The organism is Paenibacillus cucumis (ex Kampfer et al. 2016), assembly GCF_019748695.1.
Classification (GTDB): Bacteria; Bacillota; Bacilli; order Paenibacillales; family Paenibacillaceae; genus Paenibacillus; species Paenibacillus polysaccharolyticus.
This window is the reverse complement of sequence record NZ_JACLIC010000049.1, coordinates 65,744-80,777: the sequence shown is the minus strand read 5'-3', so window position 1 is coordinate 80,777 and position 15,034 is coordinate 65,744. Positions and strand designations below refer to the sequence as shown.

The 15,034-nt window shown below is 42.4% G+C and carries 19 protein-coding genes; 16 read left to right on the top strand and 3 right to left on the bottom strand.

Annotated elements, in window-relative coordinates; translation table 11 throughout:
- The first annotated feature begins 216 nt into the window (after positions 1–216).
- From H7T88_RS26585 to H7T88_RS26560, 6 genes are all read left to right on the top strand, one after another.
- Positions 217–678, top strand: coding sequence for a hypothetical protein (locus H7T88_RS26585; RefSeq protein WP_221791328.1), 462 nt, complete (start codon positions 217–219; stop codon positions 676–678).
- A gap of 39 nt (positions 679–717) precedes the next feature.
- The gene (locus H7T88_RS26580) at positions 718–1,767 is read left to right on the top strand and encodes a toll/interleukin-1 receptor domain-containing protein (RefSeq protein ID WP_221791327.1); all 1,050 of its coding nucleotides are present in this window, start codon (positions 718–720) and stop codon (positions 1,765–1,767) included.
- A 122-nt stretch (positions 1,768–1,889) separates the two neighbouring features.
- Positions 1,890–2,219 carry a CAP domain-containing protein gene (locus H7T88_RS29230; RefSeq protein WP_221791325.1) on the top strand — a complete coding sequence of 110 codons (330 nt, stop codon included), beginning with the start codon at positions 1,890–1,892 and terminating at the stop codon, positions 2,217–2,219.
- Positions 2,220–2,234: 15 nt separating this feature from the next.
- Entirely contained in the window at positions 2,235–2,669 is a 435-nt protein-coding gene (locus tag H7T88_RS29225; protein WP_221791323.1) for a CAP domain-containing protein, read from the top strand.
- Positions 2,620–3,042, top strand: a complete 423-nt coding sequence (locus tag H7T88_RS26565; RefSeq protein WP_221791321.1) for a hypothetical protein — start codon at positions 2,620–2,622, stop codon at positions 3,040–3,042. The genes H7T88_RS29225 and H7T88_RS26565 overlap by 50 nt, the downstream gene beginning before the upstream one ends.
- Positions 3,033–3,668, top strand: a complete 636-nt coding sequence (locus tag H7T88_RS26560; RefSeq protein WP_221791318.1) for a hypothetical protein — start codon at positions 3,033–3,035, stop codon at positions 3,666–3,668. Before H7T88_RS26565 ends, H7T88_RS26560 begins: the two co-directional genes overlap by 10 nt.
- A gap of 679 nt (positions 3,669–4,347) precedes the next feature.
- Here H7T88_RS26560 and H7T88_RS26555 read toward each other — a convergent pair.
- Complete coding sequence (locus H7T88_RS26555; protein WP_253499695.1) at positions 4,348–4,578, bottom strand: helix-turn-helix domain-containing protein; 231 nt, start codon at positions 4,576–4,578, stop codon at positions 4,348–4,350.
- Positions 4,579–4,724: 146 nt separating this feature from the next.
- Here H7T88_RS26555 and H7T88_RS26550 point away from each other — a divergent pair, with 146 nt between their 5' ends.
- From H7T88_RS26550 to H7T88_RS26535, 4 genes are all read left to right on the top strand, one after another.
- Positions 4,725–5,003: a hypothetical protein gene (locus H7T88_RS26550; protein WP_221791315.1), complete on the top strand. Its 279-nt coding sequence runs from the start codon at positions 4,725–4,727 to the stop codon at positions 5,001–5,003.
- 171 nt (positions 5,004–5,174) lie between these two features.
- Positions 5,175–6,527 carry a transcriptional regulator gene (locus H7T88_RS26545; RefSeq protein WP_312027661.1) on the top strand — a complete coding sequence of 451 codons (1,353 nt, stop codon included), beginning with the start codon at positions 5,175–5,177 and terminating at the stop codon, positions 6,525–6,527.
- A gap of 2 nt (positions 6,528–6,529) precedes the next feature.
- Positions 6,530–6,667 (top strand): hypothetical protein, encoded by a 138-nt coding sequence (locus tag H7T88_RS26540; protein ID WP_221791311.1) that lies wholly within the window; start codon positions 6,530–6,532, stop codon positions 6,665–6,667.
- Between the two features lie 341 nt (positions 6,668–7,008).
- Positions 7,009–7,179 carry an aspartyl-phosphate phosphatase Spo0E family protein gene (locus H7T88_RS26535; RefSeq protein WP_221791308.1) on the top strand — a complete coding sequence of 57 codons (171 nt, stop codon included), beginning with the start codon at positions 7,009–7,011 and terminating at the stop codon, positions 7,177–7,179.
- Between the two features lie 133 nt (positions 7,180–7,312).
- On the opposite strand, the gene H7T88_RS26530 is transcribed toward H7T88_RS26535, so the two are convergent.
- The gene (locus H7T88_RS26530; RefSeq protein WP_221791306.1) at positions 7,313–7,675 is read right to left on the bottom strand and encodes a helix-turn-helix domain-containing protein; all 363 of its coding nucleotides are present in this window, start codon (positions 7,673–7,675) and stop codon (positions 7,313–7,315) included.
- Between the two features lie 141 nt (positions 7,676–7,816).
- Between H7T88_RS26530 and H7T88_RS26525 the strand changes: the two genes are divergently transcribed.
- Positions 7,817–8,602, top strand: a complete 786-nt coding sequence (locus H7T88_RS26525) for a hypothetical protein (protein WP_221791304.1) — start codon at positions 7,817–7,819, stop codon at positions 8,600–8,602.
- Positions 8,603–9,283: 681 nt separating this feature from the next.
- On the opposite strand, the gene H7T88_RS26520 is transcribed toward H7T88_RS26525, so the two are convergent.
- The gene (locus H7T88_RS26520; RefSeq protein ID WP_221791302.1) at positions 9,284–9,745 is read right to left on the bottom strand and encodes a hypothetical protein; all 462 of its coding nucleotides are present in this window, start codon (positions 9,743–9,745) and stop codon (positions 9,284–9,286) included.
- Positions 9,746–10,116: 371 nt separating this feature from the next.
- Here H7T88_RS26520 and H7T88_RS26515 point away from each other — a divergent pair, with 371 nt between their 5' ends.
- The 5 genes from H7T88_RS26515 to prmC all read left to right on the top strand — a co-directional run bounded on the left by H7T88_RS26515 (position 10,117) and on the right by prmC (position 14,950).
- Positions 10,117–10,587 carry a GNAT family N-acetyltransferase gene (locus H7T88_RS26515; RefSeq protein WP_221791300.1) on the top strand — a complete coding sequence of 157 codons (471 nt, stop codon included), beginning with the start codon at positions 10,117–10,119 and terminating at the stop codon, positions 10,585–10,587.
- A gap of 134 nt (positions 10,588–10,721) precedes the next feature.
- A complete protein-coding gene (ychF, locus tag H7T88_RS26510; RefSeq protein ID WP_123065294.1) occupies positions 10,722–11,822 on the top strand; it encodes a redox-regulated ATPase YchF in 1,101 nt (366 codons plus the stop codon).
- 221 nt (positions 11,823–12,043) lie between these two features.
- Entirely contained in the window at positions 12,044–12,643 is a 600-nt protein-coding gene (locus H7T88_RS26505; RefSeq protein WP_221791299.1) for an SUKH-4 family immunity protein, read from the top strand.
- 324 nt (positions 12,644–12,967) lie between these two features.
- Positions 12,968–14,035, top strand: a complete 1,068-nt coding sequence (prfA, locus tag H7T88_RS26500) for a peptide chain release factor 1 (RefSeq protein WP_123065296.1) — start codon at positions 12,968–12,970, stop codon at positions 14,033–14,035.
- Between the two features lie 24 nt (positions 14,036–14,059).
- Positions 14,060–14,950 carry a peptide chain release factor N(5)-glutamine methyltransferase gene (gene prmC, locus H7T88_RS26495; protein WP_221791332.1) on the top strand — a complete coding sequence of 297 codons (891 nt, stop codon included), beginning with the start codon at positions 14,060–14,062 and terminating at the stop codon, positions 14,948–14,950.
- The last annotated feature ends 84 nt before the right edge of the window (positions 14,951–15,034 follow it).

The window sequence follows — 15,034 nt, the reverse complement described above, 5'->3', positions numbered from 1 at the left end:
GTAGGTGTCGCACTTCATATTACAATCCGTCAATTGATATAGGATTAGAGAAATAATAAATAGAAAATTATCACATTATTGAGTCGCTTTTGTCGAATCTATCCCGATAAAGACTGCTTATAGGATGTTAACTTTGGTGAGAGCTAGAAGACCATTTAAAACAAATGAAATGGTATAATGGAAAAGGATTAATTTTACATAAGGAGAGGAATAAGAATGAGGCATTCTATAACAATTTTTGGTCGGATACAATTTCAGGGGTTAACAGACGACAAGTATGACCAGTTTAAGTATTTAGATATTTTTTGTGAAGGGAAAATGCATCGTCTTAATTATATTTTGGATTGGGAGGGTGTAGATGGACGAAATAAGCCGGGTAAAGAAGAATTGGCTTCAGAAATTTTACAAAGAACACATTTGGCTTCATGGAAAAAAGGAAACAGCGAATATGTCGAACCCATTAAGGAATTAATTGAGAGTAAAGGGATGTCTTTAGAACAATTACCAGTAGATATGATACATGCTGCGTATAAGCTCTTGCTAAATGCCAGAAATAGTGAAAAGAATATTCAAGAATACCTTGATGAACTTGAGATCTCTACCCCGTCTGAATTCAGATTGTGGATCAGAGAGAACAGAAATACTAGGCATTTGAAATTAGGATCTACATATCTTTGAATTTTACTATAACAAAGAAAATAGAAAGAGATGGTGAATATGCCCAAAATTTTCATAAGTCATGCATCAGTAGATGAACGCTTTGTAACGCCACTCGTAGATTTCCTTCAATCGCAGTTTTCACTTGTAAGAGATGATTTTTTCTATACTTCAGATGAAGAATTAAACCCAGGAGAAGATTGGGTAAACGCAATTGAGGTAGGGATGAAGGAAGCGAATTTAATTATTCCAATCATTACTCCGAATTATATGGAAAGCCAATTTTGTTTATGTGAACTCGGGGCAGCCTGGATAAATAATAAAAATCTTGTACCCGTTGTGATACCTCCGCTTGATTACAGAGCCCTTCAATCTACGCCTTACAGATCAAAACAAGTCATTACTTTAAATTCTCGTGATGGTCTTAACAGGCTTTTTGATGCATTTACCCGTAGGGAAATTGGAAAGGGAGCTCTGTTAGCACGGTTTTTAAAACGTACTGAACGCTTCCAAAAGGATCATCTTGAGCCATTTGTTAAGGAAATGGAGAAGCGGAAAACGCTCACAGCAGAGATGTATGGAAGCTTAGAGCGAGAACTTGAGTCTGCAAACCAAGCTTTTTCAGAGGCTGATGACGAGGTTATGAGGCTTAAAAGCGAGAATGAACAACTTCGTAGAATGAAAGATGCAGTTGAAATACAGGCATTGGATGACGAAAGAATGGACGAGTGGGATACATTAATACAACTTGCAGACGAAGTAAGAAAATCGGTAAAGTCTCTAAATAAATTAACGAAAAGTGTTCTTTTCTATTCTTATAATAATCAAGGGTTTACCCTAATGGATCAGAATGAGAACAGTAGATTAGATGCACTAAAGAGAGAAGGAAAGTTGAAATGGGAAGATGAAAAAGGCTGGATCGTAGATGAAGAGGACCATACTATGAGTACAGCCCTAGAAAATTTGAATAAGGTTGATAGTCATATCTCAAATTTTGATTATGTGCTAAAATCCCGTTTTAACCGCGAGTACCCGGGTACACGTTATGGTCTTGAGTTTTTTCCTTTTTGGGAAGTGATGTTCAAAATCGAGATATATACATCAGAATAATTTATATATGGCTTCTTATACGGAGCAGCTTTCGAGCATATGCATTCTAAAATTTATTTTTGATGGAGCAATCTGGAATATTGAAAAATTCGTCAAAAGGAAATCAAGAGGAGCAAAACACAATGTACATAAGTAAACGCAGCAAGAACGGAAGACCGCCAGGCCAGTGGGTAGCCAGTCTGCTCGTCACAGTCCTGGCATTAACGGGCGTCGTACCGTCTTATCCAGTTGACCGCGCATCGGCGGCTACGGATACGATGGCATCACAAGTTGGGTTCACACAAGATCAAGTTGACGGATTAGCCTGTCTAAACAAAATTCGAGCGAAGGTAGGTGTAGGCCCATTGGAACTGGACGTTAGATTGACGCAAGCGTCTCAATCACATGCGGCTTACTACAATGCCACTAAGTTCGAAGGATTGTCAGCCCATCGGGAAGAGCCAGGTACGTAGGCTTTACTGGAGAGAATGCAGGTGCTGTGGGGTAAGGCAGCCGGATGGCCAAACATTTCGGTTGCTGAAGTCATGTCTTTTAAAAAGGAAACCACCAAGGAAGCAATTGACGCTTGGCTAAGCACTGCTTATCATCGCGAGATTACATTGGATGGCCAATACACATCGGTTGGAATCGGGTTGCAAGGGGGTACTGCCGTCATGGAACCGGCTTTCGTGAAATTCCAGAAGAAAGACCCGGAAGTTAAAGTGTATCTGTATGAAGGCATGAAAGGAGCAGGCATCGGATTCTATGGACGGGAGATTCCGAATCCACTTGATCGCTTCGGTGTTGAATATTCAGGGGCATCATCTCAGCTACGGCAGGCCTCGACATCGATTCGTTCGACGCCAGCATCGCGTGGATTCACAAGGACGAGAAGTCTCGTATTACAGCGAACTGAAAGGTGATATGGTTTTCTTGTTTCTGAAGGATGTACTGGACGGGTACAGTGTCTACACGTTGAAGCTCAATTATACTTTGAATAAAGAAACGCAAATTCGCAGCAAGACTTGGTCGTTCACGACGGGCAAAGGGCGAACGATACAGTGGCTATTCGCCCAGTACGACGAATTCATGCTGCATCCCGGAAGCAAGCTGCCGATTAAGCTAGTAGCCTCTTATGACGACGGCACAAGCGGAACCCCGAATTCACCTATTGCATACTCCAGCAGTTCCCCTGCCGGTCTGAAAGTTTCGGCAGATGGAATGCTTGAAGGGAGAAAGCCCGGCAGCTACAAGCTGACGTTCATCTCTGGGAAGTGCGTAACACGGTGCCAGTAAAAGTATTTGAGCGTCTCAAGAGTAAGAACTATCCGGCAACGAATACGTCCAAGGTCAAAGATATCGCTGGACGCTCTGATCAAGTAGCGATCGAGTGGGCTCTTCGTTCAGGCATCGCCGGGACGGATACTAAGGGCAAATTCCATCCAGAAAATTCCTTGAGCGAAGCGCAGTTCCTTTTCATGCTGTTGCGAACCTATAAAGTCGATGACGAATCGTATGCTTCCAAAAAGAAGAAGCACTGGGCGGAAGGAGCCTACAACGTGGCGAAAGCCCGCAACCTGTTATTGTTTAGTGAAAGTCCGGGAAAAAGTGGCTTTAAAGACAAGCCCATGAACCGCAATCGAGTAGCTGGACTGATCGCTTCGGCAGACGGCGTGAATTTTAATTTCCCGAATGCGATAAAATACGTGCTGGCTCATGATGCGGGGAACCGAAGGCAACCAGGTCGGTACGTTTGGTTCCAACGAAACCGTTACTCGGCCACAGGCAGCGGTGATTTTGATGCAATTGCAGTCCCGCATGAAGTATTCGGTCGGTGCACCAATCAATCACGTCCGAGAAGAAGTCACCCGAAGATCTTTTTCCGGAAGTATATAACAAACCTATTCTTGAAAACAAAATGATGATTGCCGAATTCTGCGCGGATGGTACGTTGCATGTGGAGGGACTATTCGCGAATCAGGCGAACAAGAAGTTGGTGATCTAGATCAATCAACACCAGAACACTAAACGAAGCGGGGAGATACTAGATAATATTCCAGTAAAGACCGATTCATCAGGGCGCTTCTCTGTTACCTCCACAGGTACGTATGAAGATATTATTCTGGATGTGGATCTAAGAACTGAGGAGGTCATCTATTACATTGGGGGCAAAAGAGGCGCAATGAACGCTTCCCAGTTTTCAAGCTAAGAAAAAAACGTCAAAGCGTATATTCGTAACATTACATAAAATCCCCATTTGAAACTCAACATTGAAAAGGGAAATAGCCTCCGTATTCGGATGGAGGCTATTTCGTGTCGAAAAATCAAACTTAGAGCAAAAATGAAAACCTTTCTATATTCATTTCAACAAATCAGCTAGTGGATTTTTATAACTGTGAAAATTTTGGACATGTCGCAATCTGTATGGAGTGCGTGGATTGAATTAACTTGATCTAGGCAGGGTAATATCCATACATTTGTTTAGTATCATAGAAATGATAGAAACACTCAAACCCATCTTGTATCTAATCAGATGGGTTTGAGTGTTTCTTGTGTTTAAAAGTGTACTTTTCATGTTCATTGTTACGTGTGTAATGCAGTTTATTTATCTTCTGGTCCGTACACAAGCACGTCCGTAAGAGAGTAATCATTTCCTGTCATTGAACGCAATGTGTTTATAATATTGTTTAAAGTATCTAGGTCAAGCCTCTTTGTTTTTCCCTCGCACAAATCATAGATCAAGTTAGGTCGAACTTTTGCTTCTCTTGCTAATGCATTTTTAGTGATATTTGCTGTATCTAAAGTATGGCCTAATACAATTTTAATAGACAAAGCCAATCCCGCCTTTCATAGTAATCATAACCTAACGTTAATTGTTTTTAAATAATCACTTAACGTTTATCATTTAACGTTATATTATTCTCTTTATATCATTAAACGTTAAACTGTAGTCGTTAATTTCGAACGGGGGTATTGCTGTGAATTCCAAATTGGAGCTAGCTACGTTATTGCTCAGCCCTTTCGGTCAAGATGAAGAGGTATATGTTTACCGAGGATATGTGTTAAGTTGCAGCTATATATTTTACGTTGATGAAAACACACTCCTACTTCGGCATGTCCAAAAGGTTGAAGGTGTGGAGCATATTTATATTGATGGTCATTCTGGAGGAATAATTCTCGCTGAGAATGTTACAGGAAATACACAAGAGATAATTAAATCCATCGTGAAAAGATTGAGTGGAATGGATGGATTGTAATTTCTTACGGATATCCTATTATGGACTCCAGAACGGATCGACATGAACTTGAAATTGATCAGTAGTATACATTTATTATTTAGTAAAATATTTACAAGTAAAATATTGCTAATTAACACAATCTTATAGTATGATTTTATTGACCGTTGCTTAATTATTGATTGGAAGGTGGTGTTCCCGTTGAACTCAAATACCACAATACGTGAACATTTAGAAATTTATTTGAAAACAAATCATATGACTCTTAATCAATTTTCAGAACTTTCAGGTGTTAATTCTGGTACGTTAAGCGGGACGTTGAATGGGAGCCGCCCTATCGGTATGCAACAACTAGATCGGATTACGGAAGGTATGGGGCTGGAGGAAGGTTATTTTTACGATTTATACATACAAGAGTGTTTTGTGCATTCAAGTCCGGATTGGCGAAGGTTAAGACCGTTTTTGTATCGTTGTGCGGAACTTGATAAGGTTAAATATATGGAAGAAGCTGTTAATCTAATTATGGATAATCTGTCTTATGCTCCTCTCTTATTTGAGTTGGCAGAGCAGTTATATCATGAAGGGAGGCTGAAAGCAGCTAGACCTCTCTATCGTTCTGTAGCTGAGAGCGAGAAGATGCAGCATTCGGAACGGTTAGCGCTGAGTCAGTATCGGTTGTTTACGATTGGACTTTCCAAAGATCAGATGAGTAACCTAGCACTTGCCACACAGTTTGAATTCTTTGTGGATCGTTTAGACGAGCCTTATCAACTTGATGGATTAAATGATCTGATTAATGTATATGCATCCTTGCGTCGATGGGATAAGGTTAGGATATTTGCTGAGCAATTAAAAATAAAAGCAATGATACAGTATGAGCTTAATAAGAATGCAAAAGTTGTGGAACATAGATCCAAAAAACAGGTGCTATTTTACGTTCTTTATGCTGACTTGGCTTTAGGAGAAGCTTGTTTTTTTTATGAAGAATACAGAGAAGGACTCCAATTTGTTTCTTCCTATGCTGATGCTAGCTGGGTAACTAGGCCTAAAGAAGAGGAGATTGTTGTTATCCGCCAATTCGAGGAATGGGCAGAGGGGAATCGTTACCTGTACGAATTGATGTCTGGTAGGACAGAGGTCATACAAGATTATCTGAATTATATCTCCAAAAAAGAGAAAGAGATTTTCCCCGCTCTATGCGCAATAGTAAGTGCAGCAAACCGTTTTGATATTAACATTGATCTTGTTCTCGACCAGTATGAGTCTTATACAACGTATCAAGAACAGAATAGCAGTATAGGAAAAATCAGTGAGCAATATACAAGTGATCAGTACGGAGCTTTGCTTATCAATCTAGGGAAATACTACTTAATGCGAGAAAGATACATTAAAGGTTTTGGGGCAATTCTCAATGGGTTGGATTTTGCAATTAGAATCAGAAATAAAGATGGAATTTTGGACTGTATAAAGGAGTTTGAGAAATTCAGGAGTTATGCAGTTGAAGAATTTAAACTACAATACAGTCAATTAATTCAGGAGGTCTGAACATGAAAACAAAGCTGGTAGCGATTATTGTTTTATGTAGTATCACCTTAGGAGGAGTCACTCCTATTACTCCAGTTGTTCCTATTGAGAAACAACCTCCTGTAATTATAACAACGAATGGTCACGGGATGGGAAGTTAGACATTTTCCTAATGATGATTTCGAAAATGATGTTAGATGTTTCTCATTATACTAGCAGTTCCAACTCCAGTAAAAGAAGGTACTGAAAATCAACCAGATACCCGAATGACAACCAATTGTCATGGTCTTGGAGGTTAGCTTGCAAGTATCTTGAATAATAAATCTTCTGAGTAACTCCCTGAGTAGAAAGTAGCTTTTCTACTTCGAAGGGGGTTTTTTGTGTTCCATCTGTAGTTTGGAACTTCATATTATTTCAAAAGTAAAATATTCCCTGTTGGAGTTTATTTGAATTTATGTTAATTAGCAGGATGTCCTACAATGGTACAGCAGGGAGGGGTGTTATGGAGCGGGACGAACTCAAACTGCGGATCGAAGAAGCGAGGGAGAGACTCCATCAGATAAAAACGGAGTACGGCGAGCTTCTTCACCCTCAGGTGATCCACCAATCTATGGTGCTGGATGAACTTATTAATATGTACAATCAGGTTAAAAGGATAAAGCCGATGGAGTAATCCATCGACCTCTGGGCGAGAAACTTTGGCCGGTCGCTCGCCCTTCTATTTTAACATAGGTAGATGTGTAGAAAGAGAAACATGACCTCATCCGAGTATGTCTCATGTAGTAGCTTTATCCGAAATCTTTTGTTTACTTCTTAGAAGTCTTATTTAAGGAATTATAATTAATCCATTGATCCAGGTTTGAACGAGAGAAAACTAAGTTTTCGTCTAAAGTTACATATGGTATAAGCTCATAAGCGTTAGCATAATCATTTGAAGCTCTGCGTTCATCATCTTCCTTAATTATTTTTTCTAAAGAGCTAACTGAGATTCCAAGATAGCTTGCAGCTTCGTTTGTGTTCATTACCTGATTTTCAGAGCTATTAGATCTTGATGGATTAGTGGTAGTTGAATAAGAATTTCCACCATAGTTAACATAAATGAGCGTGCAGATAATTAAAGTAATACACAAAGGAATGGTTAGTATAATTGTTGATAAATTTTTATTCAAAACTGTACCTCCTTTTTTCATTTTTTAACATTATACTACATAATTATGGATAATATATAGAAGATTTTAGTAGAATTTAGTCGGGATATAAAGTATAATATATTTGAATAATTTCAACATAATTACATTGGAGGTTTAAAAATGAAAAAAAGTAATAAGATTCTTACATCCTTATTGGCATTAAGTATTGCTATAACGGCCACAAGTCTTCCGGTTACTGCTGTACATGCAGAAGAGTTTACAAATGTTGGTGTGAATGAAAATTCTCTTCCTCAAAGTTTAGCTTCAGAAAATGAGATTCAGGAGGAAATTTCAAGTTACAGTTCTGATTCTTACGAGATTAACCCGAACTATACAGTTGAGTTTGTGGATCCAGTGTTAGTTCTGAAAAATGCAAACTCTCAAGTTGCAAAACAAAAAGATGCCGTCGGTCCTTTAGCTGGAGATCGAAGAGTCTATGAAAAGACGGGCTATGCAATTGGTAACATGAAAATAGCTGGTTACAGTGTAGGGCCTTTAACTAATCAGGTTCATTTAGTAAGTGTAGCAAAAGGTAAGACGGAAACAGTTTCTAAGGCAACAACAGTTACGGGTAGCTTACAGGTGACAGGTAGTTTTAACACTGCGATATTAAAATTAGTTAGAGGCTCTTTAGAGCTCAGTGCAACGGGAACAATATCGAAAACATATACAACATCAACTACTTATCAGGGGCCACCAGAATCATCAGGTTTTAATACGCGTGATTATTATGCAGCTATTGATTACGATCTATATAACATCACAGTAGTAAGATATGATTACTATAGAGAGTACATTGGAAATACTTATGTAGGTACTGTGGCTGATAATATGGGTTATACCTATCTGAATAATACTAAGAGACCTAAGAATATTGAATATAGCAAGGATTTTAATAGAAGCTAGTTTGCCTCACACACATATATATACTAAAGGTTAAAAACCTAACTAAGCGTAGGAACGGATCGTTTAAATAACTTATAGTGTAGTAAGGGTTAAGAATTCTGACTTTATTACACTCTATGTTAATAAGTTAGATTTTTTTCCATCTCATATGGATATCAAACAGAGTGGGCCTTTAAATTATAACTGTGCAGTCAATCTCATAAATGACTTAATAATACTAGGATTTACAGTCTATCATACTGTTAATATAGTTCTTTATTTCTATTTATTGTATGTTATTTAATAGAAGTTGTATTTGACTCCAAGGCAACAAAAGGTTATGCCAATTGGCGGGAAAGAGATTAGAATCACTAAATCCCGATGCATCCTCCGTTCTGAAACACTTTTAAACAATCTTTATCGATTGTCCAAAGGTGTTTCAGAAAAGGGTGTTTTTTTGTCGTTTTCACTGTTGGATTTTATTTGAATTTATGTTAATTAGCAGGATGTCCTACAATGATACAGCAGGGAGGGGTGTTATGGAGCGGAACGAACTCAAACTGCGGATCGAAGATATGTACAATCATGTTAAAAGGATAAAGCCGATGGAGTAATCCATCGACCTCTGGGCGAGAAACTTTGGCCGGTCGCTCGCCCTTCTATTTTAACATAGGTAGATGTGTAGAATGAGAAACATTCAATTTAAGTACAATTTTCCTTCACAGTTATATTCTCATTAGTTATCGTGATGAGGGAAGTTCCTGACACAGATTCTGTATATCCACAGGCTGTTTTTGTATAGGTTTTGCCGCGACTGTCCTTAAATATGACGTAGACGGAACTTTCGCCTAAAAAATGCAATTTTGGAGTATACTTTATTTTTTCCTTGCTAACGATTTCTTCGCTAAAGGTATAGAGCAGATCGGAATCTTCTGTTTTATCTGCTGTGCTCGCATCGAGAACGGGTTGATTCAAATGGGTTATGCCTGTCTTAATCTGAGTAATGTCATAGTCTGACTGATTATCAATCGTAATTCTGAGTTTGCGGAACGGATCGATGGCATTTAGAAAGCTCATCACTACAATGGTACCCAGTGCAAGGAACAGGCCAAGGGCAATCATTAGTTTTAGTTTGGAAAAGGGACGATGTGGTTTGGTGTGCATGGTTAAACCTTCCTTTCTATTCGATTGTTGTATACGGGTGTCTCGTATTAAAGATATAAACGCAGGGATGCATGCAAAAGTTGGTGCAGGAGCATTATTTTACAGTGTAAGTTCAAACAATAAGGTACAATATGAAGGAGAACGAGCAGAGCAATAAGATAAATGCTTGGAAACGTGTAAAGTCGATTAGGATGAGTGCTCAACATAAGAAGTTGAAGCGCTTGGAATAAGGTTCATTTAATGTGGTTCATGTAATGAGGTACTTGAAGAGGTGCTGATTTGTAAGTGTACTAGACTGTACATAAAGTTCATACGTAGGCCATCGTAACAATCACACTCAAGTGATCACAACTAGATCAGGAGGGAATAACATGGAACTGTCTCCCATGAATACGGAACAATTTTCGAGTTTTCGCAGACGTTCAATTGAAGATTTTGCACAGGAAAAAGTAGAAGCAGGAACGTGGGCGCCAGAAGAAGCGCTACAACGGGCGGAGGAATCGTATGAGCGTTATCTGCCGGAAGGTTTAGAGACGCCAGGGGCATATGTGTTTAATCTGATGCATCCGGTGGACGGCATTGTCGGATACCTCTGGTTTAATATTACGGAGAATCGCCGGGGGAAAGAAGCTTTTCTGCTGGATATCGTGGTGGAAGAAGCATATCGCGGCAAAGGATACGGCACAGAAACGATGGATGCACTCGAAAAGACCGCGCGAAGTCTTGGGGTGGATCGCATCGGGCTGCATGTGTTTGGACATAATGAGCGGGCAAGCAGCCTGTATCGCAAGATGGGCTATGAAGTGACGGACTTGACGATGTACAAGGAAATCAAAGGCTAGCAGGAACCAGGGATTTGAAGATGGAGATGGCTGCGGGTGAATCGGCGAAGTTCCTTGATGCCTTGGGGTTTGTCATATATAATGGATAGGATTATCCATACCGAACAAGTAATGAATGAGGAGTTGTCATATACATGGCTTTGAAAGCAGGAATCGTTGGTTTGCCGAACGTTGGTAAATCTACATTGTTTAATGCAATTACACAAGCAGGTGCCGAGTCTGCAAACTATCCGTTTTGTACGATTGACCCGAACGTGGGGATCGTTGAAGTACCGGACGAGCGTTTGGACAAATTGACAGAACTCGTTGTACCGAAAAAAACAGTGCCTACCGCATTTGAGTTTGTTGATATTGCTGGTCTGGTGCGCGGAGCTTCCAAAGGTGAAGGCCTGGGTAACAAGTTCCTTGCCCACATCCGTGAAGTGGATGCGATTGTGCACGTTGTTCGTTGTTTCGTAGACGAGAACATCACTCACGTCGATGGCAAGATTGATCCTGTAAGTGACATTCAGACGATTAACCTGGAGTTGATCCTGGCGGACATCGAGAGTGTTGAGAAAAAAATCGACCGTTCCAAGAAAAACATGAAGGGTGGCAACAAAACGGCTGCTCAAGAAGTGGAAGTATTGGAGAAAGTCAAAGCGGTTCTTTATGAAGACAAGCCTGCACGTAGCATGGAGCTGACAGACGAAGAGCGTCTGATTGTACGTGACTTGCACTTGCTTACGCTGAAACCTGTTCTGTATGCGGCCAATGTGGCTGAAGACGAAATCGGTGATGTAGCGAACAATGCATATGTGCAAAAGGTACGTGAGTTCGCAGCTGCTGAAAATGCTGAAGTGGTGCCGATCAGTGCAAAAGTGGAGGAAGAAATCTCCGAATTGGAAGGCGAAGATAAACAAATGTTCCTGGAAGAGCTCGGGATCGAGGATTCCGGTCTGAACTTGCTTATCAAAGCGGCTTATAAATTGCTCGGATTGTATACGTACTTTACAGCGGGTGTACAAGAGGTTCGTGCATGGACCATCCGTAAAGGAACAAAAGCGCCTGGCGCAGCGGGTGTCATTCACACCGACTTCGAACGCGGATTCATCCGTGCAGAGGTTGTTTCTTATGACGATCTGGTTGCTGCAGGTTCCATGAACGGTGCCAAAGAGCGCGGTCAACTGCGTCTGGAAGGTAAAGAGTACGTGGTAAATGACGGCGACGTTATGCATTTCCGTTTCAACGTGTAATTTTTAAAAAATAGGATTAAAGGCGGGTCAGTCTTCTGAGGCTTACCGGTTAAAATAAAGAACAGCACCTCTCTGGTTTCTCAGAGAATGGTGCTGTTTTTGTTTGCATTTTACTCCGAAACAACGGTCAGTATATGCAAGGTTGATTCCGTTTTCACTGGATTGTTTACCCATGATGGATATAATAAAAGAAAGAAGGACCTTTGGAGGAGGTGGCAAGAGTGGATATAACGTCCCGGTGTGTTCGATACGATCCTCTGCTTGTAGAAAAAGCGAATTTAACCGAAGAAACACAGGAGTTACTGCTTCATTCTGGCTTGCCACAGCTTACGTTGGACGGTGAAGATGTACTTGGTATTAGGTTCAACCCATTGCCGGATATGGAGTTAATGAGGACATCGGATGATCTCAAAACGCTGTTACCCATCGGTTATGAATGGGATGAGCAGACGGCCATTCTTGGGGTGGAAGCTGGAACGGGCATACTGTATAGAGTCGATGTGCAGAGTGGAGAGTATGCTGTAATGAACAGCAGTCTCCACCTGTTTCTGGCGTTTCTGAGCAGGTACACGGCAATCGTAGAGGAGCACTCCAAAGCCTATGAGCCCACGGTCATGACACTGGAACAAGCGGAAGCGAAGCTGGAAGCATTTCGACGCGGAGAGATTAAACCTCGTTTAACGCAAAAAGAGCAGTCCGGAAAAGATGAAGCAGTGAAGCAACTCCGTTTATTTTATACAGAGAAAGACCCTGTAAGTTTGCTTGATGAAGAAACATGGTGGAGTGTTGTGCTGGAGCAGTTGGAGGACGAATTGCTCTAGCCAGAGGCATAAGCATATGCTATAATTAAGAGTCGTATACCCATGATAAAATCTTTGTTTTAATCGATGAGATGAGACAAGGGCTTTTGGCGGTAGGCGATTTCTTTATATCACTTTAAAAGTAAAGGATTTGATGACGTTGTAGCGAGGTTATACGTCGATCATATAACACAGAATTCGAATGAGATGCTGCGGTCAGGGGATTCAGAAGAATCCTGTGGTTTGTGGAATTTTGAATGATAGATATATACAGCAGGTGTGCATGTTGTTTCGTTATGAAATACGGCATGTGCAAAGACAAAATAAAACGTGAGGTGACTATACATGTTGGATAAATTGCAGGCATTGGCCGATCGTTATGACAAGCTGAGCGAGCTTTTGTGTGACCCGGATGTAGCTAGTGATAACAAAAAGCTGCGTGAATATTCGAAGGAGCAATCCGATCTTCAGCCGACATACGATGCGTACAATGAGTACAAACAGGTAAGCGAGGATCTGGAAGCTGCGAAGGAAATGCAAGGCGAGAAGCTGGATGACGAGATGCGCGAGATGGTCAAAATGGAGATTGAAGAACTGTCCGCTCGCCAGAAAGAACTGGATGATCTGATTCGTGTACTCATGCTACCCAAAGATCCGAATGACGACAAAAACGTTATTGTGGAAATTCGCGGCGCGGCTGGTGGAGATGAAGCGGCATTGTTTGCGGCGGATTTGTACCGGATGTATACCCGTTATGCAGATGCACAAGGCTGGAAAGTCGAGCTGATGGATGTGAACACGAACGATCTCGGTGGATTCAAAGAGGTTGTATTCATGATCAACGGACGCGGCGCGTACAGCAAAATGAAATACGAGAGCGGTGCACACCGTGTACAACGTATCCCGACAACGGAATCCGGTGGACGGATTCATACATCGACTTCGACCGTTGCGGTAATGCCTGAAGCGGAAGATTTTGATATCGAAATTCATGATAAAGACATTCGTGTGGATACGTTCTGTTCCAGTGGTGCCGGTGGACAATCGGTTAACACAACGAAATCGGCAGTACGGGTAACTCACGTGCCAACAGGTATCGTAGCAACGTGTCAGGATGGTAAATCCCAGAACTCCAACAAAGAAAAAGCGTTGCAAGTTCTGCGTACACGTATCTTTGATATGAAACGGATGGAAGAAGAAGCGAAAATCTCCGTAGAGCGTAAAAGCAAAGTGGGAACGGGTGACCGCAGTGAGCGGATTCGTACGTACAACTTCCCGCAAAGCCGTGTAACCGATCACCGCATCGGTCTGACGATGCACAAGCTGGATCAAATCATGAACGGTGAGATTGAAGATATCTTGTCTGCACTGACGATTGCTCAGCAGACCGAGATGATGGATAGAGGAGAATAATCTGTGACGGGCGGAACGTTTGTAATGACGCCGGAGCAGAGTTGCCGGGAAGCCTTCGTAGAGGCTTCCTCTTTTTTGGAGAAGTGCGGCGTGTACGAGCCGCACAATAATGCACGGCTGCTGCTGGAGCATGTACTGGGCGTCTATGGCGCCCAGTATTACATGATGCAGCCGGAGCCGTTCCCCAGCGGGCTGCGTAACCGCTGGGAAGACGCCGTCACGCGCAAGGCTGCGGGTGAGCCGGCGCAGTACATTATCGGCAGCCAGGAATTCTACGGGCTGCCGTTCGAGGTCACGCCGGCCGTGCTGATTCCGCGGCCGGAGACCGAGTTGCTGGTCGAAGCTGTGCTACGCGCAGCAGACCGCGTGTTTGCCAGCGCCGGCGGTGCCGTGCGCGCCGTCGACATTGGCACGGGCAGCGGCGCCATCGCGGTCACGATGGCTTCGCTTCGCCCGCAGTGGCAGGTGTCCGCCGGGGATCTCTCGGCGGATGCCCTGCACGTGGCCGCGCGCAACGCGGCCGCGAACGGCGTACAGATCGACTTCCGTGAAGGCGATCTGCTTGCACCGTTCGCTGGGGAGCGGTTGGACATCCTGGTGTCCAACCCGCCCTACATCCCGGCGGGAGATATCGCCGGGTTACAGCAGGAGGTGCGCGATCATGAGCCGCGCCTCGCTCTGGATGGCGGTCCGGACGGGCTCGCCCCGTACCGCATCATGGTAGAGCAGTTGAATCTGCTGCCTGCGCCGCCGCAGATTGTCGGTTTTGAGCTGGGCATGGGCCAGGCTCACGACGTGGCGGCTTTGCTGGAATCGGCGGGGCACTGGCCAGAGATTATCATCGTTCCCGACCTTGCCGGAATTGAGCGGCATGTCCTGGGTGTTCGACCTTCGGAACAGGTGACAAAAATGTAAGGCACGTAAGTTTTCTTTTTGCCGCGAAATCCTCTACAATGGGGTATGCCGAAGATTTTCTGAATGCTTGGAGGAACATAAAGA

What these genes read in the sequence shown, in the direction of transcription:
- H7T88_RS26585 (WP_221791328.1), top strand. Translation starts at nt 217, where the DNA reads ATGAGGCATTCTATAACAATTTTTGGTCGGATACAATTTCAGGGGTTA.
- H7T88_RS26580 (WP_221791327.1), top strand. Translation starts at nt 718, where the DNA reads ATGCCCAAAATTTTCATAAGTCATGCATCAGTAGATGAACGCTTTGTA.
- H7T88_RS29230 (WP_221791325.1), top strand. Translation starts at nt 1,890, where the DNA reads ATGTACATAAGTAAACGCAGCAAGAACGGAAGACCGCCAGGCCAGTGG.
- H7T88_RS29225 (WP_221791323.1), top strand. Translation starts at nt 2,235, where the DNA reads ATGCAGGTGCTGTGGGGTAAGGCAGCCGGATGGCCAAACATTTCGGTT.
- H7T88_RS26540 (WP_221791311.1), top strand. Translation starts at nt 6,530, where the DNA reads ATGAAAACAAAGCTGGTAGCGATTATTGTTTTATGTAGTATCACCTTA.
- H7T88_RS26535 (WP_221791308.1), top strand. Translation starts at nt 7,009, where the DNA reads ATGGAGCGGGACGAACTCAAACTGCGGATCGAAGAAGCGAGGGAGAGA.
- H7T88_RS26525 (WP_221791304.1), top strand. Translation starts at nt 7,817, where the DNA reads ATGAAAAAAAGTAATAAGATTCTTACATCCTTATTGGCATTAAGTATT.
- H7T88_RS26520 (WP_221791302.1), bottom strand. Translation starts at nt 9,745, where the DNA reads ATGCACACCAAACCACATCGTCCCTTTTCCAAACTAAAACTAATGATT.
- H7T88_RS26515 (WP_221791300.1), top strand. Translation starts at nt 10,117, where the DNA reads ATGGAACTGTCTCCCATGAATACGGAACAATTTTCGAGTTTTCGCAGA.
- ychF (WP_123065294.1), top strand. Translation starts at nt 10,722, where the DNA reads ATGGCTTTGAAAGCAGGAATCGTTGGTTTGCCGAACGTTGGTAAATCT.
- prfA (WP_123065296.1), top strand. Translation starts at nt 12,968, where the DNA reads ATGTTGGATAAATTGCAGGCATTGGCCGATCGTTATGACAAGCTGAGC.
- prmC (WP_221791332.1), top strand. Translation starts at nt 14,060, where the DNA reads ATGACGCCGGAGCAGAGTTGCCGGGAAGCCTTCGTAGAGGCTTCCTCT.